The 25363-nt window shown below is 55.9% G+C and carries 18 protein-coding genes; 12 read left to right on the forward strand and 6 right to left on the reverse strand.

The features are described 5' to 3' along the window. The first annotated feature begins 312 nt into the window (after positions 1-312). Both L384_RS04885 and adhP read left to right on the forward strand, forming a co-directional pair. A complete protein-coding gene (locus L384_RS04885) occupies positions 313-2022 on the forward strand; it encodes an ABC-F family ATP-binding cassette domain-containing protein (RefSeq protein ID WP_003857057.1) in 1710 nt (569 codons plus the stop codon). Positions 2023-2228: 206 nt separating this feature from the next. Further along, complete coding sequence (gene adhP, locus L384_RS04880; protein WP_023314184.1) at positions 2229-3239, forward strand: alcohol dehydrogenase AdhP; 1011 nt, start codon at positions 2229-2231, stop codon at positions 3237-3239. A 39-nt stretch (positions 3240-3278) separates the two neighbouring features. On the opposite strand, the gene L384_RS04875 is transcribed toward adhP, so the two are convergent. Beyond that, positions 3279-3788 carry an RrF2 family transcriptional regulator gene (locus tag L384_RS04875; RefSeq protein WP_015570482.1) on the reverse strand — a complete coding sequence of 170 codons (510 nt, stop codon included), beginning with the start codon at positions 3786-3788 and terminating at the stop codon, positions 3279-3281. A gap of 130 nt (positions 3789-3918) precedes the next feature. Here L384_RS04875 and L384_RS04870 point away from each other — a divergent pair, with 130 nt between their 5' ends. Then, positions 3919-5121, forward strand: a complete 1203-nt coding sequence (locus tag L384_RS04870; protein ID WP_023324679.1) for an NAD(P)/FAD-dependent oxidoreductase — start codon at positions 3919-3921, stop codon at positions 5119-5121. Between the two features lie 39 nt (positions 5122-5160). On the opposite strand, the gene araJ is transcribed toward L384_RS04870, so the two are convergent. Beyond that, positions 5161-6336, reverse strand: a complete 1176-nt coding sequence (gene araJ / locus L384_RS04865; RefSeq protein ID WP_003857053.1) for an MFS transporter AraJ — start codon at positions 6334-6336, stop codon at positions 5161-5163. 161 nt (positions 6337-6497) lie between these two features. Between araJ and ppk2 the strand changes: the two genes are divergently transcribed. Further along, the gene (gene ppk2, locus L384_RS04860; protein WP_003857052.1) at positions 6498-7316 is read left to right on the forward strand and encodes a polyphosphate kinase 2; all 819 of its coding nucleotides are present in this window, start codon (positions 6498-6500) and stop codon (positions 7314-7316) included. A gap of 59 nt (positions 7317-7375) precedes the next feature. Here the strand turns inward: ppk2 and fdnI are convergent, their stop codons facing one another. Genes fdnI through fdnG form a run of 3 tightly spaced genes read right to left on the reverse strand, consistent with a single transcriptional unit; the run spans position 7376 to position 11968 of the window. After that, a complete protein-coding gene (gene fdnI / locus L384_RS04855; protein ID WP_003857050.1) occupies positions 7376-8032 on the reverse strand; it encodes a formate dehydrogenase-N subunit gamma in 657 nt (218 codons plus the stop codon). After that, complete coding sequence (fdxH, locus tag L384_RS04850; RefSeq protein WP_003857048.1) at positions 8025-8909, reverse strand: formate dehydrogenase subunit beta; 885 nt, start codon at positions 8907-8909, stop codon at positions 8025-8027. Before fdxH ends, fdnI begins: the two co-directional genes overlap by 8 nt. Positions 8910-8920: 11 nt before the next feature. After that, a complete protein-coding gene (fdnG, locus tag L384_RS04845; protein ID WP_155857819.1) occupies positions 8921-11968 on the reverse strand; it encodes a formate dehydrogenase-N subunit alpha in 3048 nt (1015 codons plus the stop codon). A 220-nt stretch (positions 11969-12188) separates the two neighbouring features. Here fdnG and yddG point away from each other — a divergent pair, with 220 nt between their 5' ends. After that, entirely contained in the window at positions 12189-13067 is an 879-nt protein-coding gene (gene yddG / locus L384_RS04835) for an aromatic amino acid DMT transporter YddG (protein WP_003857042.1), read from the forward strand. Between the two features lie 627 nt (positions 13068-13694). Continuing rightward, positions 13695-14768, forward strand: coding sequence for a porin OmpC (gene ompC / locus L384_RS04830; RefSeq protein ID WP_003857040.1), 1074 nt, complete (start codon positions 13695-13697; stop codon positions 14766-14768). Positions 14769-14813: 45 nt separating this feature from the next. Here ompC and L384_RS04825 read toward each other — a convergent pair whose 3' ends face one another. Continuing rightward, on the reverse strand, positions 14814-16304 hold the full coding sequence (locus L384_RS04825) for an MFS transporter (RefSeq protein ID WP_003857038.1): 1491 nt from the start codon (positions 16302-16304) through the stop codon (positions 14814-14816). Between the two features lie 116 nt (positions 16305-16420). Here L384_RS04825 and L384_RS04820 point away from each other — a divergent pair, with 116 nt between their 5' ends. The 6 genes from L384_RS04820 to narI all read left to right on the forward strand — a co-directional run bounded on the left by L384_RS04820 (position 16421) and on the right by narI (position 25314). Then, on the forward strand, positions 16421-16996 hold the full coding sequence (locus L384_RS04820) for a TetR family transcriptional regulator (protein ID WP_003857036.1): 576 nt from the start codon (positions 16421-16423) through the stop codon (positions 16994-16996). 211 nt (positions 16997-17207) lie between these two features. Further along, entirely contained in the window at positions 17208-18593 is a 1386-nt protein-coding gene (locus tag L384_RS04815; RefSeq protein ID WP_023324681.1) for a NarK family nitrate/nitrite MFS transporter, read from the forward strand. 67 nt (positions 18594-18660) lie between these two features. Beyond that, on the forward strand, positions 18661-22401 hold the full coding sequence (locus tag L384_RS04810) for a nitrate reductase subunit alpha (RefSeq protein WP_023324682.1): 3741 nt from the start codon (positions 18661-18663) through the stop codon (positions 22399-22401). Then, positions 22398-23942, forward strand: coding sequence for a nitrate reductase subunit beta (gene narH, locus L384_RS04805; RefSeq protein WP_022651229.1), 1545 nt, complete (start codon positions 22398-22400; stop codon positions 23940-23942). The genes L384_RS04810 and narH overlap by 4 nt, the downstream gene beginning before the upstream one ends. Further along, positions 23942-24637, forward strand: a complete 696-nt coding sequence (gene narW, locus L384_RS04800) for a nitrate reductase molybdenum cofactor assembly chaperone (protein WP_023324683.1) — start codon at positions 23942-23944, stop codon at positions 24635-24637. Before narH ends, narW begins: the two co-directional genes overlap by 1 nt. Continuing rightward, positions 24634-25314 carry a respiratory nitrate reductase subunit gamma gene (gene narI, locus L384_RS04795; protein WP_003857027.1) on the forward strand — a complete coding sequence of 227 codons (681 nt, stop codon included), beginning with the start codon at positions 24634-24636 and terminating at the stop codon, positions 25312-25314. Before narW ends, narI begins: the two co-directional genes overlap by 4 nt. The last annotated feature ends 49 nt before the right edge of the window (positions 25315-25363 follow it).

A 25363-nucleotide genomic window follows, 5' to 3' on the forward strand; every position in this document is an offset into this window, starting at 1 on the left:
GGGGAGAGGGTTAGGGTGAGGGGAATATACGGCACTTCCCACTAGCCAAACCCATTTTCCCCCGCTACACTCCCTTCATCCATTAACCTACTGAATATATAAGGAGGCCAATTATGCTGTACTGTGAAATTTTCAATGTTTCACATACATTTGGTGATCGCACCAGCTCAAGCGTTATCGGTATCGTGCTGCGATAACTACCGCTTGAGCGAAGACACTAACCCCTGAAATCCCTTCTCTCGGGCTTACTGAGTTATCGTCAGCGATGTTTGACGAGGCATAAACATGCCTGTAACTCCTGGGTAAGCAACAATGAGCACTCTACTCACTGCACATTCTTTACGTGTTGATACCGCGTTTGGCACGCTCTTCGACTCTCTCTCCTTTACGTTGAAAAAAGGCGACCGCATTGGCCTGCTGGGTGATAACGGCTGCGGAAAAAGTACGCTGCTGAAAATCCTCGACGGGACGCAGTCCCCTGCTGCCGGAACCGTTTCACTGGCGGGACATTGCCTGCTGGCGCGCGTGGAACAACATCTGCCGGAGACCCTTTATCCCCTGACCATGCTGGATGCGGTGCTGGCGCAGCTGCCGACCGGTGAGCGCGACAGTCTTCGCTGGAAGGCCGAGACGCTGCTGGCCGGAATGGGCTTTACGACGCAGGAAACGGCGCTGCAATCCGCCACGCTGAGCGGCGGTCAGCATACGCGGTTGCTGCTGGCGCGGGCGTTGATAAGCGATCCGGATCTGCTGCTTCTGGACGAACCGAGCAACCACCTCGACCTGCCGACACTGCTGTGGCTGGAGCAGTTTTTACAGAGCTGGTCCGGCAGCTTTGTGCTGGTTTCACACGACAGGCAACTGCTGGACGCGGTAACCAACGGCAGCTGGATCCTGCGCGATAAAACATTGCACTACTTCGCCCTTCCCTGCACTGCCGCCCGTCAGTCGCTGAAGGCGAAAGACGAAAGCGATGCGCTGCGGCATAAGGCAGAGCAAAAAGAGATCGACCGCGTCACGGCCAGCGCCAAACGCCTCGCGACCTGGGGCAAGGTCTACGACAACGAAGATCTCTCCCGCAAGGCTAAGCAGATGGAAAAACAGGTCGAACGGCTTAAAGAAAACCAGACGGAACTGACGGCGGGAAGCCCGTGGACCTTAACCCTGCGCGGGGACGCGCTTCGGGCCGACCGCCTGCTGGAAATAACCGACCTCGGCGTCCCCCCGGCGCCGGGTCTGCCAGACCTGTTTACCCTCGTCAGCGCGCGGCTGAAGAGCGGCGATCGCGTGGCAATTGTGGGTCGTAACGGCTGCGGAAAATCGTCGCTGCTGAAGCTTATCTGGCGACATTTTTGCGACGAGATCTCGGACGAGCGGCTTAAGCGTCATCCGCGCGTCTCACCCGGCTACTACGACCAGACGCTGCATCAGTTGCCAGACGATACGGCGCTGCTGGATGCGCTGGAACCTTTCGCGCCAGATCCGCAAACCCGTAAAATGGCGCTCATCAGTGCCGGCTTCTCGTGGGCGCGGCACGGGCAAAAAGTCAGTACGCTCAGCGGCGGGGAACGTTCGCGCCTGCTGTTCGTCGGCCTGACCCTTGCCCGTTATAGCCTGCTGATCCTGGATGAACCGACCAACCACCTGGATATGGAGGGCAAAGAGGCGCTGGCGGAAACGCTGCAACAGTTTGAAGGCGGAGTGCTGCTGGTGAGCCACGATCGTCAGTTAATTAGCCAGTGCTGTAACCGCTTCTGGCTGATTGAGGACGGCAGGCTGAGCGAATGGCACGATGCGGAGGCGGTCTTTGAGCGCCTGCGTGAGGACGCCGGTCCGGTTGTACCTGAGGCATCGAACGCCGCATTGAAGGCACCCTCTTCAGCGTCAGACGATCTGCTCGAACGCCTTGTCGCCCTGGAAACGTTGCTGGAAGAAGATTTGGCGCGTAAGCCCAAACATCAAAAACCGCAGTTGCAGGCGCAATGGCGAAAAGAGATTGAGGAGATAGAAGCCCAACTGTAAGTCTGTACCCGGCGGTCATTACGCCGGGTCTTTTTTACGTCAGTGTTTTTCCCTACTGATTATTAGAGGATCGCCGTATTCTTAATCTGAAACTGAGCTAAATGATGACATTATGTTGCGGTTGCCTTGCATTACAGCGTCAAAGTATTAATCCTTAATGGGTATTACACCTGCTATGCAGATACTCATCATGAAAGGAGAAACACATGAAGGCTGCTGTTGTCACTCAGGATCATCAGGTTAATGTTACAGAGAAAACCTTACGCGCGCTTAAACATGGTGAAGCGCTGCTGAAGATGGAGTGCTGTGGCGTGTGCCATACCGATCTCCATGTTAAGAATGGTGATTTTGGCGACAAAACCGGGGTGATCCTCGGCCACGAAGGGATTGGTATCGTCAAAGAGATTGGTCCTGGCGTCACGTCGCTAAAAGTAGGCGACCGTGCAAGCGTGGCGTGGTTCTTTGAAGGCTGTGGCCACTGTGAATATTGTAATACCGGCAACGAAACGCTGTGCCGTGACGTGAAAAACGCGGGTTACTCCGTTGACGGCGGCATGGCGGAAGAGTGCATCGTAACCGCGGATTACGCGGTTAAAGTCCCGGACGGGCTGGACTCCGCGGCGGCCAGCAGCATCACCTGCGCCGGGGTCACCACCTACAAAGCGGTAAAAGTCTCTGACATCAAACCCGGCCAGTGGATTGCGATCTATGGCCTGGGCGGTCTGGGCAACCTCGCGCTGCAATACGCCAAAAATGTCTTCAATGCGAAGGTTATCGCCATTGACGTGAATGACGAGCAGCTGAAGCTCGCTGCCAGCATGGGCGCAGACTTAACCGTGAACTCTCGCAGTGAAGATGCGGCAAAAGTGATTCAGGAGAAAACCGGCGGTGCGCATGCGGCGGTGGTGACGGCAGTAGCGAAAGCGGCCTTCAACTCTGCCGTTGACGCAGTTCGCGCCGGAGGCCGCGTGGTGGCTGTTGGCCTGCCGCCGGAAGCGATGAGCCTGGATATTCCACGTCTGGTCCTGGATGGGATTCAGGTGGTGGGCTCTCTGGTGGGTACCCGTCAGGATCTGCTCGAAGCCTTCCAGTTTGCGGCTGAAGGTAAGGTGGTTCCGAAAGTCACGATGCGCCCATTGGAAGATATCAACGCCATCTTTAAAGAGATGGAACAGGGCCAGATCCGTGGCCGTATGGTGATTGATTTACGTTCTTAACCGCGGCGGCCGGGTAGCGGCTTTGCCCTGCCCGGCTTTTCACGTGGACGAACGGCGATCGGAAATCCACTCCTGAACCTCGATCTGGAACGTGTCAGGCGCTTTTCGATACATCTTCCGCGCCAGATCCAGGATGGTATGGCGCCCTAACTCCTCTTCCATCCGCTGCTGCGCGCTGTCCATGACCGAGCGCACCCCACACGGGCCGTCACAGACCCAGGCAGGTGGCGTTTCATCAAACACCGCCAGGCGCTGACGCACTTCCCGACACTCAAACATATTCTTCTCGCCGTCGATGGCGTGCGCCACGTCCAGCACGCTGATCAGCTCGGCCGGACGCGCCAGCCGGAAGCCTCCCCCTTTGCCTTCGGTGCTGATGACCAGCCCCGCGCGTGATAAACGGGTGAAGATTTTTCCAAGATAGTCGTACGGCACGCCCTGCAAGGCCGCCATCTCCCGGACGCTCATCTCACGTTCATTGCCTTTTGCATCCACCATACACATCAGGCTATGAATGCCATATTCCACACCAGAACTGTAAAACGCCATGGCTCACTCCGGGTCATTGTTCGCTGCATTATAACGATTTTTAACTCAGAAAGAAGTTGTCGCAGTTAACTCCGACAAGTATAGTGGCAGTTATGTCAGACATACAGCCTGACGCACTAAAGGATCGAGTATGAAAAAGCAGATTTTAATTGTGGGTAGTGGGTTTTCCGGTATGTGGGCTGCGGTCAGCGCCGCGCGCCTTTCTGCTCTGGCGGGTAACAATAGCCTCAGCATTGCCGTGCTGGCCCCTGTTGCGGAGCTACGCGTTCGCCCACGCTTTTATGAAGAGAACGTGTCGACGATGGTCGCGCCGCTGACCGAACTGTTTGCTGAGCTGGGTATCGCCTTTATTGCGGGCGAAGCACAACGTATTGATACCTCGTCTAAAACCGTTTTATATCGCGATTCAAACGGCGTGATTGCTGACGTCGCCTGGGAACGTCTGATCCTCGCAACCGGTAGCCAGACTAAACGCCCCCCGATTGCCGGTCTGGCTGAATACGCCTTTGATATCGACCAACTCGACTCCGCCAGGTTATTCGAGCAACATCTTGATTCGCTGGTTTCGCGCCCCTCCACCCCGGAGCGTAATACTGTGGTCGTGTGTGGCGGCGGCTTTACCGGCATCGAGCTGGCAACGGAACTCCCTGCCCGGCTCCGCACTCGCTTCGGCGCCAATACAAAGACTAAAATAATCGTAGTTGAAAGGGGTGCAACCATTGGCGGGCGTTACAGCGAGGCGCTGAGAAACACCATTGAAGAAGCAAGCAGCGCGCTGGGCGTTGAATGGCGTTTAAACAGTGAAGTTGAAGCCATCGATGCCAGCGGCGTAACGCTGAAAAACGGAGAACGCATTGCCAGCGCCACTGTAGTGTGGACGGCAGGGGTAGAAGCTAACCCCCTCAGCCTGCAAATTGACGGGGAACGCGACACTCAGGGACGCCTTATCGTCACCGACACATTGCAGGTTCCTGCGCATCCGGAGGTTTACGCGACGGGTGATATGGCGCATGCCAAAACGGACGATGTGGGCAACACGGCGCTGATGACCTGCCAGCACGCGATCCAGTTGGGGAAATTCGCCGGACACAACGCGGCGGCCAGCCTGTTAAATCTGGAGCCGTATCCTTACCGTCAGGTGAACTACGTCACCTGTCTGGATTTGGGTAGCTGGGGTGCGGTATACACCGAGGGCTGGGACCAGCGCATTAAATCCGTGCGCGAGGAAGGCAAAAAGATCAAAGTCGCCATCACCAACGAACTGATTTACCCGCCAGCAGCAGACAAAGCGGTTGCTTTTGCCGCCGCTGACCCGCTGGCGAAATTCGTGTAGTCCACTCCACCACCCGCGACCAGCGGGCAACATGTGGAATCAGGCCAGCGCTCCTGCGTTGGCCTGACGCTTTTTGGCACATAAATAACCATACATCAACAGAGAGGTCATCGCTGAGAAGGATAAGATCGCTGCCGGCAGCGTGACATAACTCCAGCTAAAGCCGAGCGTAATCATCATTCCACCGAAATACGCGCCAATTGCGCTGCCGAGGTTAAACGCCATTTGTCCGCCTGCGGCCCCCAGCATCTCGCCGCCTTTCGCATTTTGCAGCAGCAGTATTTGCAGCGGCGCAGAGAGCGCAAACAGCCCGGCGCAGCACACGAATCCCATTACCAGTGAAGCTGTTTTAAGCTCGCCAAAGGCGAACAACGCCAGCAGCGAAGCCACAATCACCAGGTCGGTGGTGGCAGCAATGCGCAGCGGGCTAAAGCGCGACGACAGCTTGCCGCTGAAGACATTTCCCAGCACCATGCCCAGCCCCATCAGCATCATGATCGCGGTCATCACGCCCTCGGAAAAGCCTGACACGTTGACCATAAACGGCTTCACGAAGCTAAACCAGGCAAACACCCCGGCATTGCCAAACATCGTAGCGGCAAAAATCAACCACGGTTCCGGTTTCTTCAGGAAATGGAATTGTTCTGTCAGCCGGGTGGTTGTCGTGTCGTGAATGTCTGGCACCCACAGCAGAACAGACAGGATCACCAGCGCGTCAAAGACCGCAATCAAAAAGAAGGTGTAACGCCAGTTAAATTCATGTCCCAGCCACGTCCCGAGTGGTACGCCAAGCAGGTTGGCAACGGTCATCCCGGCAATCATCCCGGCCACAGCGACCGTCACTTTACCCGGCGGTGCGATTTTTGACAGGATTATCGCCCCCACGCCGAAAATCGCGCCATGCGGAAAACCAGAGATTAAGCGCCCCGCCGCCAGCCCCACGTAGGAGTCAGAGAAGGTAAAGAGTGTGTTACCAACGACGCACATCGCCACCAGAAACAGCAGCGTTGTTTTCAGCGAAAATTTGCTGGAGAACAGCGCCACAATCGGCGCGCCGATCACCACGCCAAAAGCGTAAAACGAAATCATATTTCCGGCAGAGGGAATCGAAATGCCCGTATCATGGGCCAGTTCTGTCAGCACGCCCATGATGCCAAATTCAGCCATCCCCAGACCAAAGGTAGCCAGTGCTAACGAAAAAATTGTCTTTTTCATACCGCGACCACTGTTAAAAAATACGCAGCGTGCATTATTGATTAAACTTGTATGGTGAACCAGTTCAAATCAGCTTTCTGACACATTAATCCATTCATTCAGGCCGATTACACGCTTAGTACGGCCTCGATCCCGCGACCGGACCCATAGGGAGACCCGCCATGGTCAGTAAGAAGAAAACCCGTGTTGTTGATGATGTCGTTAAAAACGCGCCGCTCAAAACCAAAACGTACGAGCAAGAGCTGCGCCGCCTCCATGTTGAACTGGTTAAGCTCCAGCAATGGGTGGTCGCCAAAGGGTTAAAAGTCTGTATTGTTTTTGAAGGGCGAGACGGCGCCGGTAAAGGCGGCGTCATCAAAGCCATCACCGAACGCGTCAGCCCCCGGGTGTTTCGCGTTGTTGCGTTACCGGCCCCCACCGATAAAGAGAAAAGTCAGCTCTATTTTCAGCGTTACGTTCCTCATCTGCCCTCTGCCGGGGAAATCGTTATTTTTGACCGCAGCTGGTACAACCGCGCGGGGGTGGAAAAAGTAATGGGTTTCTGTACTGAAGAGCAGGCCGAAAAATTTCTTGATGGAACGCCGGTAATGGAAAAAGCGATGGTCGATGCCGGGATCATATTGTTGAAATACTGGCTTGAAGTAACGCCAAAAGAGCAGGAACGCCGCCTGCGCGATCGCATTAATGATGGTCGCAAGATCTGGAAGCTTTCTCCAATGGACATAAAATCTTTTAATCTGTGGGATGAATATACCCTCGCCCGTGACGCGATGTTTAAAGCGACCGACACCGCCTGGGCGCCGTGGTTTGTGGCGCGCTCAGAAGATAAAAAACGGGTGCGGCTGAATATTATTTCGCATCTGCTTTCACAGATCCCCTATAAAGAAATTCACGTAGACAAAGTGGATTTACCGAAACGCAAGATCGGCAAAGTGAAGCCTACAAAATATCCCTTCCGGTATATTGCAGAGCGATTTTGATACGGGGAAGCAGGCCAGCACAAGCGCAGCGCCGCCGGACAATGCCGACGGCGCAAGGTTTACTTCAACCCTTCCGAACTCTCTTTTTGCGCTTCAAGACGCTCAACGTCCCGGTACCAGCGCGGATGGTGTTTTTGCGCCCAGCGGCGGCTCACCTTCCCTTCAATCATGCCTTTAATCGATCCTTTCACCCAGAAGGCCATATACATATGGATCAGAATGGCGTGGATCAGAATAATGGCCGAGGTCGCGTGGATCAGCAGCGCATAACGCACTACCTGAATCGGGAAATAGTGCGCAAAATACGGACGCCAGATGATGACCCCGGTCACCAGCAGCACAAAAATCATGCTCATGATGGTCCAGAACATCATCTTCTGCCCGGCGTTGTATTTCCCCACCTTCGCGACTTTATGCTCGTTGCCTTTCAGAACCTCAACAATCCCTTTTAGCCACGGAATATCCTGCTTGTCAGGGATGTTGTGATGAACAAAACGCACGAACATAAACATCAGCACCACGAAAATCAGCACGCCGAAGAAGGGATGCAGAATGCGCCCCATCTGCGGTGTCCCGAAGGTTTCCGTGAGCCACTGTAGCGTCGGGAAGAAGAACGATATGCCGGATACCGCCACCAGGAAGAAGCAGATGACTACCGTCCAGTGACAGGCGCGATCGACAAATTTTGTGCGCACTATCATTTTCGACTTACTCATGATGCTCCTCCTCGTCGTCATCCACCTCTTTATTCGGCCCGATACCGATGTAGTGATAAATCAGCCCGGCAAAGGTGGCGATAAAGCCCGCCGCTGAAAGCGGTTTAAGCGCCCCTTTCCACAGGTTGATTGATGTATCGATCGCCGGATCTTTCGGCAGATTATGATACAGCTCCGGCTGGTCATTGTGGTGCAGAACATACATGACGTGCGTGCCGCCCACGCCCTGCGGGTTATAAATCCCGGCCTTGTCATAGCCGCGCGCTTTGAGCTTATCCACCCGCTGCTGCGCCACTTCCAGCATCTCTTTTTTGGTGCCGAAGTGGATCGCCCCGGTAGGACAGGTCTTAACGCAGGCAGGCTCCTGGCCGACGCTGACGCGATCGACGCACAGGGTGCATTTATAGACCCGGTTATCCTCTTTATTGAGACGCGGGATATTAAACGGACAACCCGCAATACAGTAACCGCAGCCGATGCAGTTATCCTGCTGGAAGTCGACGATCCCGTTGGCGTACTGAATGATTGCCCCGGCAGACGGGCATGCCTTCAGGCAGCCCGGATCTTCACAGTGCATACAGCCGTCTTTACGGATCAGCCACTCCAGCTTGCCGTTCTGGTCGGTTTCGCTAAAGCGCATCACCGTCCAGGACTTGGCGCTCAGATCAGCAGGATTGTCATAGACCCCTACGCAGTGCCCCACCTCGTCGCGGATATCGTTCCACTCCGAGCAGGCCACCTGGCAGGCCTTACAGCCCACGCAGGAAGAGACATCGATCAGCTTGGCGACTTCTGCCTTGTAGTCCCGCGCACGAGGCGCGGGCGTTATCGGGTTGGTCGCGGAGCGTTTAATAATGTCTTGTGTTTCCATCGCCATTTAATCGCTCCTTACGCTTTCTCGATGTTGACCAGAAACGCTTTATACTCCGGCGTTTGCGAGTTGGAATCGCCGACGTTTGGCGTCAGGGTATTGGCGATGTAGCCTTTCTGCGCTACCCCTTCAAAGCCCCAGTGCAGTGGTATGCCCACCGTTTCCACCTGCTGGCCGTGCACGTTCAGCGTTTGCAGACGACGGGTGACCACCGCCACCGCGCGAATAAAGCCGCGCTTGCTGCTGACCTTCACGCGATCGCCATTGGCAATGCCTTTCGCCTTCGCCAGGGTTTCGCTTATCTCCACAAACTGTTCCGGCTGCGCGATGGCGTTAAGCCGCGCGTGCTTGGTCCAGGTATGGAAATGCTCGGTCAGGCGGTAAGTAGTGCCGACATACGGGAACTTGTCTTTTTTACCTAAACGCAGCACGTCGTCTTCGTAGATGCGTACCACCGGGCTTGACACCACGTTCGGGTGCAACGGGTTAGTGCCGAGCGGCGTTTCCATCGGCTCGTAGTGTTCAGGGAACGGCCCTTCCGCCAGTTTGTCGATAGCAAACAGACGTCCCAGCCCTTCCGGCTGCATGATAAACGGCCCGGTGTTGCTACCCGGCGCGGCGGTGTTGAAGTCCGGGATATCGTTCCCCGTCCACTTCGTGCCGTTCCACTCGATCAGCATGCGTTTCGGATCCCACGGCTTACCGTTCACGTCTGCGGAGGCACGGTTGTACAGTACTCGGCGGTTTAACGGCCACGCCCATGCCCAGCCCAGGGTGTTACCCAGGCCTGACGGATCGGCGTTATCGCGGTTGGCCATCTGGTTACCCTGCTCAGTCCAGCTGCCGGTGTAGATCCAGCAGGACGAGGCGGTGGTACCGTCGTCACGCAACAGCGCGAAGCTATTGAGCAACTGGCCTTTCTTCGCCACCAGATTGCCGTTGGCATCGTACAGGTCGGCCAGCGCCACACCGTTGTTCTCTTTTGCCACCTCTTCGGACTCAGGATGATCCGGCTGCTTGTAGTTCCAGCTCATCTTCAGCAGCGGCTCAGCGCCTTTGCCGCCTTCTGTGCGGTACATCTCGCGCAGACGATGGTAAATCCCGGCCAGAATTTCGCCGTCATTACGCGCTTCACCCGGCGCATCCTGACCTTTCCAGTGCCACTGTAGCCAGCGGCCAGAGTTGGCAATAGAACCGTCCTCTTCCGCAAAGCAGGTCGATGGCAGGCGGAACACCTCCGTCTGAATGGATGCCGGATCGACATCGTTTGATTCACCGTGGTTCTGCCAGAACGTAGACGTTTCGGTGACCAGCGGATCGATAACCACCATGTACTTCAGCTTGCTCAGGCTGCGAACGACTTTGTTTTTATCCGGGAATGACGCCACCGGGTTAAAGCCCTGGCAGATATACCCCGTGACGTCGCCCTTATCCATCATGTTGAAATACTTGATGACATCGTAAGTCTGGTCCCATTTCGGCAACCACTCAAAGCCCCAGTCATTCTCTTTCTGCGCCGCGTCGCCGTAGAACGATTTCATCAGACTGACGGCAAACTTCGGATAGTTACTCCAGTAGTTCATCTGGTCCGGACGCGTCGCTTTTGGCGTGTTGGCGTCAAGCCAGCTTTGCCAGTCGGTCTGCTTCTCGGACGGCAGGGTCAGGTAACCCGGCAGGCTGGTCGACAGCAGGCCGAGGTCGGTTAAGCCCTGAATGTTAGAGTGCCCGCGCAGGGCGTTCACGCCGCCACCGGCCATCCCCATGTTGCCGAGCAGCAGCTGGATCATCGCCATGGTGCGAATGTTCTGCGCGCCCACGGTATGCTGCGTCCAGCCCAGCGCGTACAGGAAAGTAGTGGTTCTGTCGGCGGCACTGGTGGAGGCCAGCACTTCACACACTTTCAGGAAGTCCGCTTTCGGCGTACCGCAGATGTTTTCCACCACGTCCGGCGTATAGCGGGAAACGTGCTGTTTCAGCAAGTTCCACACGCAGCGCGAATCGCTCAGGGTCTCATCGCGTTTCGCGTAGCCGTTTTCGTCGAACTGATAGTTCCAGGATGATTTATCGTACTGACGTTTCTCGGCGTCATAGCCGCTGAACAGACCATCTTCGAAAGCGAAATCTTCCCGCACCAGCAGGCTGGCATTGGTGTAATGCTTAACGTATTCCGCGTTAATCTTATTGTTTTCGATCAGGTACAACAGTACGCCGGAAAGGAACGTAATATCCGTACCGGAGCGGATCGGCGCATAGATATCAGCCACCGATGCCGTACGCGTAAAGCGTGGATCGACGACAATCAGCGTCGCATCGTTGTTGTTTTTCGCTTCCATCGCCCAGCGGAACCCCACCGGATGGGCTTCAGCGGCGTTACCGCCCATAACCACCACGACGTTTGCGTTTTTGATATCAACCCAGTGGTTGGTCATCGCACCGCGACCAAATGTTGGAGCAAGACTTGCTACCGTTGGTCCGTGTCAGACGCGCGCCTGGTTATCAACCGCCAGCATGCCGAGGGAGCGCACAAATTTTTGCGTCAGCATGCCGGTCTCATTACTTGCCGCAGAGGCACACAGCATCCCGGTGGAGGTCCAGCGGTTTACCGTGATGCCCTGCTCGTTCTTCTCAATAAAATTGGCGTCGCGATCCGCTTTCATCAGTTTTGCAATTCGGGAGAAAGCGTCGTCCCAGGAGATACGCTGCCATTTGTCAGACCCCGGCGCACGATATTCCGGGTAGCGCAGACGGTTTTCACTGTGGACGTAGTCCAGCAGCCCCGCCCCTTTCGGGCAAAGCGCCCCGCGGCTCACCGGATGGTCCGGGTCCCCTTCAATATGATAAATCGCTTCTTTGGCGTTCTTCGCGCCATCACCCAGGCTATACATTAATAGCCCACAACCCACGGAGCAGTATGTGCAGGTGTTACGGATCTCTTTCGCGCGCAGCAGTTTATAGTTGCGTGCCTGAGCCAGCGCCATTTTGGGAGCGAATCCCAGCATCGCGGCTGTTGTTCCGGCCATACCGCCCGCGCAGATTTTAAAAAATTGTCTGCGGCTGACGTCCATTGTTGTCCTCTTTATCTGATAAGACTTCGCGCGGCAAACTAACAGCAAAGCCCCTTTTTTTATTGCGTCAAATCAAGGTCGCTATACTTAGCCCCCCAAATAGTCACCGCTGGTACGATTTGCTACTCTTTTCGGGGTATCTCCCCAGTAGAAAATTCGCCAGGTGTAGCGGATAGATGCTATAAGTTTTCCCTTTGATTTTTTGAAGACTGGCAGGGTAATGGACAGAAAAAGAGCAACGCTGACAGGCCTGGCGGCCATATTGCTGTGGAGCACCATGGTGGGTCTCATCCGCAGCGTCAGTGAAGGACTGGGCCCGGTGGGCGGCGCGGCGATGATTTACACCGTCAGCGGGCTGCTGTGTCTGGTAACGGTGGGTTTTCCCGATCTTCGGCGTTTTTCCAGGCGCTATCTTCTTGCGGGCAGCATCCTGTTTGTCAGCTATGAGATGTGCCTGGCCCTGTCGCTGGGATATGCCGCGACGCGCTCACAGGCGATTGAAGTCGGTATGGTCAATTATCTGTGGCCAAGCCTGACGATTGCCTTCGCGATTTTGTTCAACGGGCAAAAATCCACCCTGTGGGTCATCCCTGGGCTTCTCATCTCGCTGTTGGGGGTGTGCTGGGTTTTAGGTGGCGAAAACGGTCTGCAACTGAATGACATCATGCAGAACGTCGTTTCAAGTCCGCTGAGTTATGGGCTGGCGTTTGCTGGCGCTTTTATCTGGGCCGCCTACTGCACCGTCACCAGCAAGTATGCCAAAGGGCAAAATGGCATTACCCTTTTCGTCCTGCTGACCGCCCTGAGCCTGTGGGTCAAATATGCCGTCAGCGATCAGCCCGAAATGGTGTTCAGCGTCCCGGTTGTGGTGAAGCTATTGATGTGTGGGGTTGCGCTTGGCTTTGGCTACGCCGCCTGGAATATCGGTATTCTTCACGGTAACGTCACGGTGCTTGCGGCTGTCTCTTATTTCACGCCCGTTCTTTCCGCCGCGCTGGCGGCTATTGTGCTGAGCTCTACGCTTTCATTCTCATTCTGGCAAGGGGCATTAATGGTGTGCGCCGGATCGTTACTGTGCTGGTATGCCACGCGCAAATAGTATTTTTATTTTTTGCCGGGTACCCAATATGCCCGGCACAAAATTAACAATTATTTAATGTGTGATCACACCCTCGAATATAATTGGTAACATTCGAGACAACTAAAATTTCTGTATAGAATGCCCACAGATAGCCAGAGCCGTTGTGGAAGTTGACATAAACTGACAACACAGGTAATTAGTTCAGCGCCAATATTACCGCGCTATATAGCACAAAGTGCAATAGTTTATTTCTGAATATTTCACTTAGAAAACAGACACTGGCTCACCGGAAAATTCATAATCCGCTGTTTTATAATATGTTATCGCGCCCCACACGTTGATACTCTCTGTCAAATTCCTTTAATTCCCCAGAAAAACTAAAACGTCCAGAAATTATTTACAGCCATATTATCGTGCTTTGTTAATAATCAATTTATGTCTATATATTAACCTGATTGAGCGATTTAAGGGCAATTTACCCGATCGGGATCACACTAATTGAAATTATCTTTAATATTTTGAAACTTATTATTGAAAGCAGTCTACGGAATTTTAAAAATAGTCTGCCATTGACGATAAGCCTCGTTTAAAAATCGCTCAGGTGGCTTAGGAAATACCTAAATAAAATTATAAGGATTATTTAAGATGAAACTTAAATTAGTTGCAGTGGCAGTGACTTCCATGTTGGCAGCTGGCGTTGTTAACGCGGCTGAAGTTTTTAACAAAGACGGTAACAAACTGGATCTGTACGGCAAAGTTACTGGTCTGCACTATTTTTCTGATGATGCTGGTAGCGACGGCGACAAAACGTATGTTCGTCTGGGCTTCAAAGGTGAAACTCAGATCAACGATCAGCTGACCGGATACGGCCAGTGGGAATATGAGTTCAAGGGCAATCGCTCCGAAGCTCAGGGTTCCGACGGCAACAAAACCCGTCTGGCCTACGCTGGTCTGAAATTCGATGAATTCGGTTCATTCGACTACGGTCGTAACTACGGTGTGGCTTATGACATCGGCGCATGGACTGACGTTCTGCCAGAGTTCGGTGGCGATACCTGGACGCAGACTGATGGCTTCATGACCGGCCGTACCACTGGCGTTGCAACCTACCGTAACACCGACTTCTTTGGTCTGGTTGACGGCCTGAACGTGGCTGCTCAGTACCAGGGTAAAAACGACCGTTCAGAGATCACCGAATCCAACGGTGACGGCTGGGGTCTGTCTTCTACCTATGAATTCGACGGCTTCGGTGTGGGTGCGACCTACGCGAAATCTGACCGTACTGACCGTCAGGTTCGTGCTGCAAGCAACCTGAACGCCGGTGGCGAAAACGCAGAAGTGTGGGCTGCTGGCCTGAAGTACGATGCGAACAACATCTACCTGGCAACCACCTACTCTGAAACCCGCAACATGACGGCGTTCGGTAACGGTCACGTTGCCAACAAAGCGCAGAACTTCGAAGTTGTGGCGCAGTACCAGTTCGACTTCGGTCTGCGTCCATCCATCGCTTACCTGAAATCCAAAGGTAAAGACATCGGTTCTTATGGCGACCAGGATCTGGTTGAATACGTTGACGTTGGCGCGAGCTACTACTTCAACAAAAACATGTCCACCTACGTTGATTACAAAATCAACCTCGTGGATGACAGCCAGTTCACCAAAGATGCCAAAGTGGCTACCGACAACATCGTGGCTGTGGGTCTGACCTACCAGTTCTAAGATCTGTTAGTTCAAAAGGCCAGCCCTCGCGGCTGGCCTTTTTTATTACTGCTGCCCTCCGACCTTCGCCAGACTAAACCAGATCCCGACCGCCAGAATCAGCAGCATGCCTCCCGCACTGCCCAGGGCCACGCTGTGCGAGGTGATGAACGCAGTTTTCGCCGCCGTCATCACCGGCTCGGCCAGCGACGGCGTCAGCTCCTGCGCCACCTTCATCGCTTCACCGATGGACGACGAGGCTTTATCGGTCAGCGACGCGCTCAGCCCCTGCGGCAGTACAATAGACGCCGAAAAGCTGCGGGTTAACAGCAAACCGAAAATGGCGATCCCCAGACCAGCGCCCAGCTCGTAGGACATGGTTTCGATCGCGCCTGCGGCGGCCGCTTTCTCTTTCGGCGCGGCAGCCATGATCGCTGACGTCGATGCCAGCAGTGCGCTGGCGGCACTGAAGCCCAACAGCACCATCAGGCTCCACGCCTGCCACTGTTGGGTGCTGAAATCAAGCATCGACAGGCCGATAAAACTGACTGCGCTTAGCCCCATGCCTCCGGCCGCGACAATGCGCAGCCCCAGACGCCCGACCAGCACGCCCGCGATCGGCCCGCTAAATCCGCTCGCCACCATCACCGGCAGCATAAATATCCCTGCTTCAAACGGCGTAAAACCATGCACAAACTGCAACTCCTGCGCCATCAGCAGTTCAAAGCCCACCAGCGCAATCATGGCGGTCATCGCCATGACCACGCCGCTTAAAATAATGCGATGGCAAAACAGACGCATGTCGATCATCGGTACGCGCGCGCGCAGCTGGATACGGACGAAGATAAACAGCATCACCGCCCCGGTAAGCAGCGTAATGGTCACCATCCACGGCGACAGCACCCCTTTCAGGGCGGTTTTGGCGCTATAGACCAGCAGTAAAATCGCCACAATTAGCATAATGGCATGGCTGATATTGAGCGGCTGCTCGGGCCGCCCCTGCTGAGCAGGCACAAAGCGCGCAGCAAGCGAAACCACCATCAGCACGATCGGCACATTAATCAGGAAGACCGAACCCCAGTAAAAGTGCTCCAGCAGCATGCCGCCAATCAGCGGGCCAAACGCCGCGCCGCCCGACCCAACGGCAGCCCAGACGCCGAGGGCGATATTACGGTGCCGCGCATCAATAAACAGCGTGCGGATCCCTGCAAGCGTAGCCGGAATAATCATCGCCGCGCCAATCGCCAGCGACGCGCGGGCGGCAATCAGCCAGCCCGCGGACGGCGCAAAAGCCGCCGCTAACGATGACAGGCCAAACAGCACGCTGCCGATCATCAGCAGGCGCTTAAAACCTATGCGATCGCCCAGCGCGCCCATCGGCAGCACCATCCCCGCCATCACCAGCGAGTAAATATCAATAATCCACAACAATTCGTTGCCGCTGGCACCCAGCGTCATGCTCAATGTTGGCGCCGCCACGTGCAGCACCGTCGCGTCAATCGCCACCGGGATATATACCAGCACGATAATCACTAACGCTAACCACTGACGAAACATAAATTTCCTTTTCAGTTAAAAACTGGACACATGTCCAAATTGCGATCCTACGTAAAGTTGAACACTTGTCCAGCTCTTTGTTACACTCGTTTCGTTGCCATTGAGAGTGAGAAATTATGCGTTATCTGAGCAAGGACGAGCGGCGGGAAGAGATCCTCCAGGCCGCGATGCGCGTGGCGCTGACCGAAGGATTCGCTGCAATGACCGTGCGCCGCATCGCCACCGAAGCGGGCGTCGCTACCGGGCAGTTGCATCACCACTTTGCGTCGGCGGGCGAGCTTAAGTCGCTGGCGTTTGTCCGGCTAATCCGCGATTTGCTGGATGCTGAAATCGTTGGCGAAAACGCTGGCTGGCGCGAGCGCCTGCATGCCATGCTCGGCAGCGATGACGGCGGGTTTGAGCCCTACATTCGGCTGTGGCGAGAGGCGCAAATTCTCGCCAGCCGGGATAGCGATATTAAAGGCGCCTACGTTTTGACTATGGAGATGTGGCACCAGGAAACGGTTGCGATTATCAGGGCCGGGGCGGAGGCCAACGCCTTTACGCTTGCTGACCAGCCGGAAAATATCGCCTGGCGTTTAATTGGTCTGGTATGTGGCCTGGATGGCATATACGTATTAAATATGCCTGAAATGGACGACGCGGCCTTTAATAAGCATCTGGATAAACTTATCTCCCTCGAATTGTTTTAATACTCCCATCGGGGTATTAATTTCCGCAAAAAGTTACAATTAGTAACACATAAAGCGAACCCAGATTCCCATTCCAAACTCAGGGATTCGCTTTTTTATCTATCCTTTCAGATGTATCCCATAACATCCAATAATTCCTACAAGCTATCGACAGGTATCTTTCTGTTTTTATTTAATTTTTTCTCTCCACTTGGGTAAGCAAGAGGGTGATATGTCACATCAAAGCGAGAAGAGTAACCAGCATCTGTTGAGTAACTGGAAACCGGAAAATGCGCAATTTTGGGAGAATAAAGGGAAACATATCGCACGAAGAAACCTGTGGATTTCCGTGGCGTGTTTGCTCCTCGCGTTTTGTGTCTGGATGTTGTTTAGCGCTATTGCGGTAAACCTTAATAAGGTCGGATTTAATTTCAGCACCGATCAGCTTTTTATGCTAACGGCATTACCTTCTCTCTCCGGCGCGATATTGCGTGTCCCCTACTCTTTTATGGTGCCGATATTTGGCGGGCGTTACTGGACCGTGTTAAGCACCGTTATCCTGGTCGTACCCTGTGTCTGGCTTGGGATCGCCATCCAGAATACCGCCACGCCTTACTGGGTCTTTATCATCATTGCACTGCTGTGCGGTTTTGCCGGCGCCAACTTCGCTTCCAGCATGGGAAACATCAGCTTCTTCTTCCCGAAAGCCAGACAGGGCAGCGCGCTGGGCATTAACGGCGGGCTGGGTAACCTGGGTGTGAGCGTGATGCAGCTGGTTGCGCCGCTGGTGATTTTCCTGCCGATGTTTACCTTTCTCGGCGTTCATGGCGTCCCCCAGGAGGATGGCTCGACGATGTGGCTGGCGAACGCGGCGTGGATCTGGGCGCCGCTGCTGATTCTGGCCACCCTTGCGGCGTTTTTTGGCATGAACGACATCGCCAGCTCGAAAGCATCCATTGCCAGCCAGCTTCCGGTACTTAAGCGCTTTCACCTTTGGCTGCTGAGCCTGCTTTATCTGGCAACCTTCGGCTCGTTTATCGGTTTCTCGGCAGGCTTTGCCATGCTGTCGAAAACCCAGTTTCCGGACGTAAATATCCTCCACCTCGCCTTCTTTGGCCCGCTGATTGGCGCCCTGGCGCGTTCGGCTGGCGGGATGATTTCAGACAGGCTGGGCGGCGTACGGGTGACGCTGATCAACTTCGTCTTTATGGCCATCTTTAGCGCCCTGATTTTCCTGACACTCCCCGGGTCTGGTTCAGGCAGTTTTATCGCCTTCTATCTGGTCTTTATGGGCCTGTTTCTGACCGCAGGCCTGGGCAGCGGCTCGACCTTCCAGATGATCGCGATTATCTTTCGCCAAATCACCCTCGACCGCATAAAAAAACAGGGCGGGAGCGACGAACAGGCACAGCATGAAGCGGTGACCGAAACGGCTGCCGCGCTGGGCTTTATCTCTGCCATCGGTGCGGTAGGCGGGTTCTTTATTCCCAAAGCCTTTGGCACATCCCTGGCGATGACCGGATCCCCTGTGGGCGCCATGAAAGTCTTCCTCGTGTTTTACATCGTCTGCGTACTCGTCACCTGGCTGGTGTACGGCCGCAAATCCTCACAAAAATAATAACTACATCTTCGCCGGAGCGTGATGCCTCACCCTCCGGCCATGCTATCGAAGCAGGAGAAATGTCATGAGCAAACTGTTGGACCGCTTCCGTTACTTCAAAACAAAAGGCGACAGTTTCGCCGATGGGCACGGGCAGGTGTACCACACCAACCGCGACTGGGAGGACAGCTACCGTCAACGCTGGCAGTTCGATAAAATTGTGCGATCCACCCACGGCGTTAACTGCACCGGCTCCTGTAGCTGGAAGATTTATGTCAAAAATGGCCTGGTGACCTGGGAAACCCAGCAGACCGACTACCCGCGTACCCGCCCTGACCTGCCTAACCACGAACCACGCGGCTGCCCGCGCGGCGCAAGCTACTCCTGGTATCTCTACAGCGCCAACCGCCTGAAATACCCGCTGGTGCGCCGTCGGCTGATCGAACTCTGGCGCGAGGCGCTGGCGCAGCATACCGATCCGGTGCTGGCCTGGGACGCCATTCAGAACGATCCGCAGAAAGCGCAGAGCTACAGGAAGGCGCGCGGTAAAGGCGGTTTTATCCGCTCAAACTGGAAAGAGCTTAACCAGCTGATTGCTGCCGCCAACGTCTGGACCATCAAAAACTACGGCCCGGATCGGGTAGCCGGTTTTTCCCCCATCCCGGCCATGTCGATGGTCTCTTATGCCGCCGGTACGCGCTATCTCTCCCTGCTCGGCGGCACCTGCCTGAGCTTCTATGACTGGTATTGCGATCTGCCTCCGGCGTCGCCGATGACCTGGGGCGAACAGACCGACGTGCCGGAATCGGCGGACTGGTACAACTCCAGCTATATCATTGCCTGGGGCTCGAACGTGCCGCAGACGCGTACCCCGGACGCCCACTTCTTTACCGAAGTGCGTTACAAAGGCACCAAGACCGTCGCCATTACGCCGGACTTCTCGGAGGTGGCAAAGCTCAGCGACCAATGGCTGGCCCCCAAACAGGGTACCGACAGCGCCCTTGCCATGGCGATGGGGCATGTGATCCTCAAAGAGTTCCATCTTGATAACCCGAGCGATTACTTCCTCAACTATTGCCGCCGCTACACCGACATGCCGATGCTGGTTCTGCTGGATGAACAGGCTGACGGTCGCGTGGTGCCGGGCCGCATGCTGCGTGCATCGGATCTGGCCGACGGGCTGGGTGAAACCAATAATCCGGAGTGGAAAACCATCGCCTTTGACGTGGCCGGAAATCTGGTGGCGCCGAATGGTTCCATCGGCTTCCGCTGGGGTGAAAAAGGCAAATGGAACCTGGAGTCGCTGGCCGCGGGACAGGAAACCGAGCTGACGCTTTCCCTGCTCATCACCCACGACAGCGTGGCAGACGTGGCCTTCCCTTACTTCGGGGGCAACGAGAACCCGCATTTCCGCAGCGTGAAGCAGGAGCCGGTGCTGACGCGCCGAGTACCGAGTAAGACCCTGACGCTGGCCGACGGCAGCCAGAGACGCGTGGTTAGCGTGTACGATCTGGTGCTCGCAAACTACGGCCTCGATCGCGGTCTGGAAGACAGTAACGCGGCGACAAACTACGCCGAGATAAAAGCCTACACCCCGGCCTGGGGCGAACAAATTACCGGCGTCCCCGCTTATCTGATAGAAAAAATCGCCCGTGAATTTGCCGACACGGCGCATAAGACCCACGGACGGTCGATGATCATTCTCGGGGCCGGTGTGAACCACTGGTACCACATGGACATGAACTACCGCGGGATGATCAACATGCTGGTCTTCTGCGGCTGCGTCGGGCAGAGCGGCGGCGGCTGGTCGCACTATGTCGGCCAGGAAAAGCTGCGCCCGCAAACCGGCTGGCTGCCGCTGGCCTTCGCGCTGGACTGGAACCGTCCGCCGCGCCAGATGAACAGCACATCGTACTTTTACAACCACGCCAGCCAGTGGCGCTATGAGAAGCTCACCGCAAAGGAGTTGCTTTCTCCCCTTGCAGACGCATCGAAGTTTACCGGTCACCTGATTGATTTCAACGTCCGCGCCGAGCGTATGGGCTGGCTCCCTTCCGCGCCGCAGCTCAACCTCAACCCGCTGCACGTTAAAGCTCGCGCCAACGCCGCCGGGATGTCGCCGCAGGATTACACCGTGCAGGCGTTAAAATCGGGTGATATTCGCTTCGCCTGCGAACAGCCGGACAACGGCAAGAACCACCCGCGCAACCTGTTCGTCTGGCGTTCTAACCTGCTCGGTTCGTCCGGGAAAGGCCATGAATACATGCTGAAATACCTGCTTGGCACCGAGAGCGGTATTCAGGGTGAGGATTTAGGTTCAACGGACGACGTGAAGCCTGAGGAAGTAGAATGGCAAACCGCCGCCATTGAGGGCAAGCTGGATCTGCTGGTGACGCTTGATTTCCGTATGTCCAGCACCTGCCTGTTCTCGGATATCGTCCTGCCCACCGCCACCTGGTATGAAAAAGACGATATGAATACCTCGGACATGCATCCGTTTATTCACCCGCTCTCCGCCGCCGTTGACCCGGCGTGGGAGTCCCGCAGCGACTGGGAGATTTACAAGGGCATCGCTAAGGTGTTCTCTGAAGTGTGCGTAGGGCATCTCGGCACCGAAACTGACGTGGTGCTACAGCCGCTACAGCATGACTCCCCGGGGGAGCTGTCGCAGCCTTTTGATATTCTGGACTGGCGCAAAGGCGAGTGCGATCTGATCCCCGGCAAAACCGCGCCAAACATTGCAGTCGTCGAGCGCAACTATCCGGAAACCTACGAGCGCTTTACGGCGCTTGGCCAGCTGCTGGACACGCTCGGCAACGGCGGAAAAGGCATATCGTGGAACACCCAGAATGAGGTCGATTTCCTCGGCAAGCTCAACTACGTCAAGCTCGACGGCCCGGCCAAAGGCCGTCCGCGCATCGAGACCGCCATTGATGCTTCAGAGGTGATCCTCGCCCTTGCCCCGGAAACTAACGGTCAGGTCGCGGTCAAAGCCTGGGAAGCCCTCGGCGAACTGACCGGGCGCGATCACACCCATCTGGCGCTGAACAAAGAAGATGAGAAAATCCGCTTCCGCGATATTCAGGCGCAGCCGCGCAAAATTATCTCCAGCCCAACGTGGTCCGGCCTTGAGAGCGAGCACGTGTCGTATAACGCAGGCTATACCAACGTTCACGAGCTGATCCCGTGGCGCACGATTTCCGGCCGCCAGCAGCTGTATCAGGATCATGCCTGGATGCGCGCCTTCGGTGAAAGTCTGGTGGCCTATCGTCCACCGATTGATACCCGCAGCGTAACCCATATGCGCGAGATCCCGCCGAACGGCTTCCCTGAAAAAGCGCTTAACTTTCTGACGCCGCACCAGAAATGGGGCATTCACTCCACCTACAGCGAAAACCTGCTGATGCAGACCCTGTCGCGCGGCGGGCCCATCGTCTGGATCAGCGAAACCGACGCGCGCGAGTTGGGCATTGAGGACAACGACTGGATTGAAGCCTTCAACGCCAACGGCGCCCTCACCGCCCGCGCGGTGGTCAGCCAGCGCGTGCCACCGGGCATGACCATGATGTACCACGCTCAGGAGCGAATTCTGAACATTCCGGGTTCAGAAGTAACCGGACGGCGCGGCGGGATCCACAACTCGGTTACCCGCGTCTGCCCGAAACCGACCCACATGATCGGCGGCTACGCGCAGCTGGCGTACAGCTTCAACTATTACGGCACCGTCGGCTCGAACCGCGACGAGTTCATCATGATCCGCAAAATGAAAAACATTAACTGGCTGGACGGCGAAGGTCGGGATCAGGTACAGGAGGCGAAAAAATGAAAATACGCTCACAGGTTGGCATGGTACTGAATCTCGATAAATGCATTGGCTGCCACACCTGCTCGGTCACCTGTAAGAACGTCTGGACCGGGCGCGAAGGGATGGAGTACGCGTGGTTTAATAACGTCGAAACCAAACCCGGCATCGGCTATCCGAAAAACTGGGAAGATCAGGATGAGTGGCAAGGCGGCTGGATCCGCGGGATTCACGGCAAGCTGACCCCGCGCCTGGGCGGCAAAATGGGCGTGCTGTCGAAGATTTTCGCTAACCCCGTCCTGCCGCAGATTGACGATTACTATGAACCTTTCACCTTCGATTACCAGGATCTGCACCGCGCCCCGGAGGGAGACCACCTCCCCACCGCCCGCCCACGTTCGCTGATCGACGGCAAGCGAATGGATAAAATCAAATGGGGGCCCAACTGGGAGGAGCTGCTGGGCGGCGAGTTCGAAAAACGCGCCCGCGATCGAAACTTTCAGAAGATCCAGAAAGAGATGTACGGCCAGTTCGAAAACACCTTCATGATGTACCTGCCGCGCCTGTGCGAGCACTGCCTGAACCCGAGCTGCGTCGCCACCTGCCCGAGCGGTGCGATTTACAAACGCGAAGAGGACGGCATTGTGCTGATCGACCAGGACAAATGCCGCGGCTGGCGTCTGTGCATTAGCGGCTGTCCGTACAAAAAAATCTACTTCAACTGGAAAAGCGGCAAGTCAGAGAAGTGCATCTTCTGCTATCCGCGCATCGAGTCCGGCCAGCCGACTGTCTGCTCGGAAACCTGCGTCGGACGCATCCGCTATCTCGGGGTGCTGCTGTATGACGCAGACCGCATTGAAGAGGCGGCCAGCACCGAGCATGAAACCGATCTGTATGAGCGCCAGTGCGACGTGTTCCTTAACCCGAACGATCCGGCGGTGATTGAAGAAGCCCTGAAGCAGGGCATCCCGCAGAACGTCATCGACGCAGCGCAGCGTTCCCCGGTTTACAAAATGGCGATGGACTGGAAGCTCGCCCTGCCGCTACACCCGGAATACCGCACCCTGCCGATGGTCTGGTATGTGCCGCCGCTGTCACCGATTCAGTCCTACGCGGACGCGGGTGGTCTGCCGCAGAGCGACGGCGTACTGCCTGCGGTAGAAAGCCTGCGCATCCCGGTGCAATACCTGGCAAACATGCTCAGCGCGGGCGATACCGGCCCGGTGCTGCGCGCCCTGAAGCGCATGATGGCAATGCGTCACTACAAGCGCTCCCAGACCGTGGAAGGCGTGACCGATACCCGCGCCATTGAAGAGGTCGGCCTGACCGAAGCGCAGGTTGAAGAGATGTACCGCTATCTGGCGATTGCCAACTACGAAGACCGCTTCGTGATCCCCACCAGCCACCGCGAAATGGCACGCGACGCTTTCCCGGAGAAAAACGGCTGCGGCTTCACCTTCGGCGACGGCTGTCACGGCTCCGACACAAAATTCAACCTCTTCAACAGCAGCCGCATCGACGCGATCAACATCACCGAAGTGCGCGATCACGGGGAGGGAGAGTAATGCAAATCCTCAAAATCATCGCGCTGCTCATTGAGTATCCCGATGAGCTGCTGTGGGAAAACCGTGACGAAGCGCTTTCCCTGGTGGAACAGGATGCGCCCATGCTGCTGCCGTTTGCGCAGCAGCACCTGAGCGCCCCGCTGCTGGATAAGCAGGCCGAATGGTGTGAAGTCTTCGAGCGGGGACGCGCAACGTCGCTGCTGCTGTTCGAGCACGTTCACGCCGAGTCGCGCGATCGCGGTCAGGCGATGGTCGACCTGATGAGCCAGTATGAGAAAGCCGGGCTGGAGCTGGATTGCCGCGAGCTGCCGGACTATCTGCCGCTCTATCTGGAATATCTCAGTATCGTCAGCGACGACGAGGCACGTGAAGGGCTGCAAAACGTCGCGCCTATACTGGCGCTGATTGGAGGCCGCCTGAAACAGCGCGAGGTCGCGCATTACCAGCTGTTTGACGCCCTGCTGTCGCTGGCGGAAACACGGCTTTCCAGCGACAGCGTGGCGAAACAGGTGTCCGGTGAAATACGGGATGATACCCGTCAGGCGCTGGACGCCGTGTGGGAAGAGGAACAGGTCAAGTTTATCGAAGACAACGCCACATCGTGCGACAGTTCGCCGATGCAGCAATATCAACGACGCTTTAGCCAGGACGTCGCGCCGCAGTACGTGGACGTCAGCGCCGGAGGCCCAAAATGACTCATTACCTGAACGTGTTTTTCTATGACATTTATCCGTACATCTGCGCCACCGTCTTTTTCCTTGGCAGCTGGCTGCGCTACGATTACGGGCAGTACACCTGGCGCGCCTCATCAAGCCAGATGCTCAGCAAGCGCGGGATGAACTGGGCTTCGAACCTGTTTCATATCGGCATTCTGGGGATCTTCTTCGGGCACCTGTTCGGCATGTTAACCCCGCACTGGATGTACGCCTGGTTTTTACCCATCGCGGTTAAACAGCAGTTAGCCATGATTGCGGGGGGCATTTGCGGGGTGCTAACGCTGATTGGCGGCTCTATGCTGCTGATCCGCCGCCTGTTCAACCAGCGGGTGCGCGCCACGTCCACCACGCCGGATATTATCATCATGAGTATCCTGCTGCTTCAGTGCATCCTTGGGCTGTCGACCATTCCTTTCTCCGCCCAGTATCCTGACGGAAGCGAGATGATGAAGCTGGTCGGCTGGGCGCAGGGGATCGTGACGTTCAAGGGAGGCTCGTCGGAAATGCTGAGCGGCGTCGCGCCGATCTTCCGCGTGCATCTGGTGCTGGGGATGACGATCTTCCTTATCTTCCCGTTCACCCGCCTGGTGCACGTGTGGAGCGCGCCGTTTGAGTATTTTACCCGTCGCTATCAGGTTGTGAGATCGCGCCGTTGATTTTGTCGGGTGGCGGCTACGCCTTATTCCACCTACGTTCACACTCCCG

Origin of the sequence: Enterobacter sp. MGH 38, assembly GCF_000492855.1 — a bacterium.
Taxonomy (GTDB): Bacteria; Pseudomonadota; Gammaproteobacteria; order Enterobacterales; family Enterobacteriaceae; genus Enterobacter; species Enterobacter hormaechei_C.

What these genes read in the sequence shown, in the direction of transcription:
- L384_RS04810 (WP_023324682.1), top strand. Translation starts at nt 18,661, where the DNA reads ATGAGCAAACTGTTGGACCGCTTCCGTTACTTCAAAACAAAAGGCGAC.
- fdxH (WP_003857048.1), bottom strand. Translation starts at nt 8,909, where the DNA reads ATGGCGATGGAAACACAAGACATTATTAAACGCTCCGCGACCAACCCG.
- L384_RS04885 (WP_003857057.1), top strand. Translation starts at nt 313, where the DNA reads ATGAGCACTCTACTCACTGCACATTCTTTACGTGTTGATACCGCGTTT.
- L384_RS04875 (WP_015570482.1), bottom strand. Translation starts at nt 3,788, where the DNA reads ATGGCGTTTTACAGTTCTGGTGTGGAATATGGCATTCATAGCCTGATG.
- L384_RS04820 (WP_003857036.1), top strand. Translation starts at nt 16,421, where the DNA reads ATGCGTTATCTGAGCAAGGACGAGCGGCGGGAAGAGATCCTCCAGGCC.
- narH (WP_022651229.1), top strand. Translation starts at nt 22,398, where the DNA reads ATGAAAATACGCTCACAGGTTGGCATGGTACTGAATCTCGATAAATGC.
- L384_RS04815 (WP_023324681.1), top strand. Translation starts at nt 17,208, where the DNA reads ATGTCACATCAAAGCGAGAAGAGTAACCAGCATCTGTTGAGTAACTGG.
- ompC (WP_003857040.1), top strand. Translation starts at nt 13,695, where the DNA reads ATGAAACTTAAATTAGTTGCAGTGGCAGTGACTTCCATGTTGGCAGCT.
- araJ (WP_003857053.1), bottom strand. Translation starts at nt 6,336, where the DNA reads ATGAAAAAGACAATTTTTTCGTTAGCACTGGCTACCTTTGGTCTGGGG.
- adhP (WP_023314184.1), top strand. Translation starts at nt 2,229, where the DNA reads ATGAAGGCTGCTGTTGTCACTCAGGATCATCAGGTTAATGTTACAGAG.
- narW (WP_023324683.1), top strand. Translation starts at nt 23,942, where the DNA reads ATGCAAATCCTCAAAATCATCGCGCTGCTCATTGAGTATCCCGATGAG.
- ppk2 (WP_003857052.1), top strand. Translation starts at nt 6,498, where the DNA reads ATGGTCAGTAAGAAGAAAACCCGTGTTGTTGATGATGTCGTTAAAAAC.
- narI (WP_003857027.1), top strand. Translation starts at nt 24,634, where the DNA reads ATGACTCATTACCTGAACGTGTTTTTCTATGACATTTATCCGTACATC.
- L384_RS04825 (WP_003857038.1), bottom strand. Translation starts at nt 16,304, where the DNA reads ATGTTTCGTCAGTGGTTAGCGTTAGTGATTATCGTGCTGGTATATATC.
- yddG (WP_003857042.1), top strand. Translation starts at nt 12,189, where the DNA reads ATGGACAGAAAAAGAGCAACGCTGACAGGCCTGGCGGCCATATTGCTG.
- fdnI (WP_003857050.1), bottom strand. Translation starts at nt 8,032, where the DNA reads ATGAGTAAGTCGAAAATGATAGTGCGCACAAAATTTGTCGATCGCGCC.
- L384_RS04870 (WP_023324679.1), top strand. Translation starts at nt 3,919, where the DNA reads ATGAAAAAGCAGATTTTAATTGTGGGTAGTGGGTTTTCCGGTATGTGG.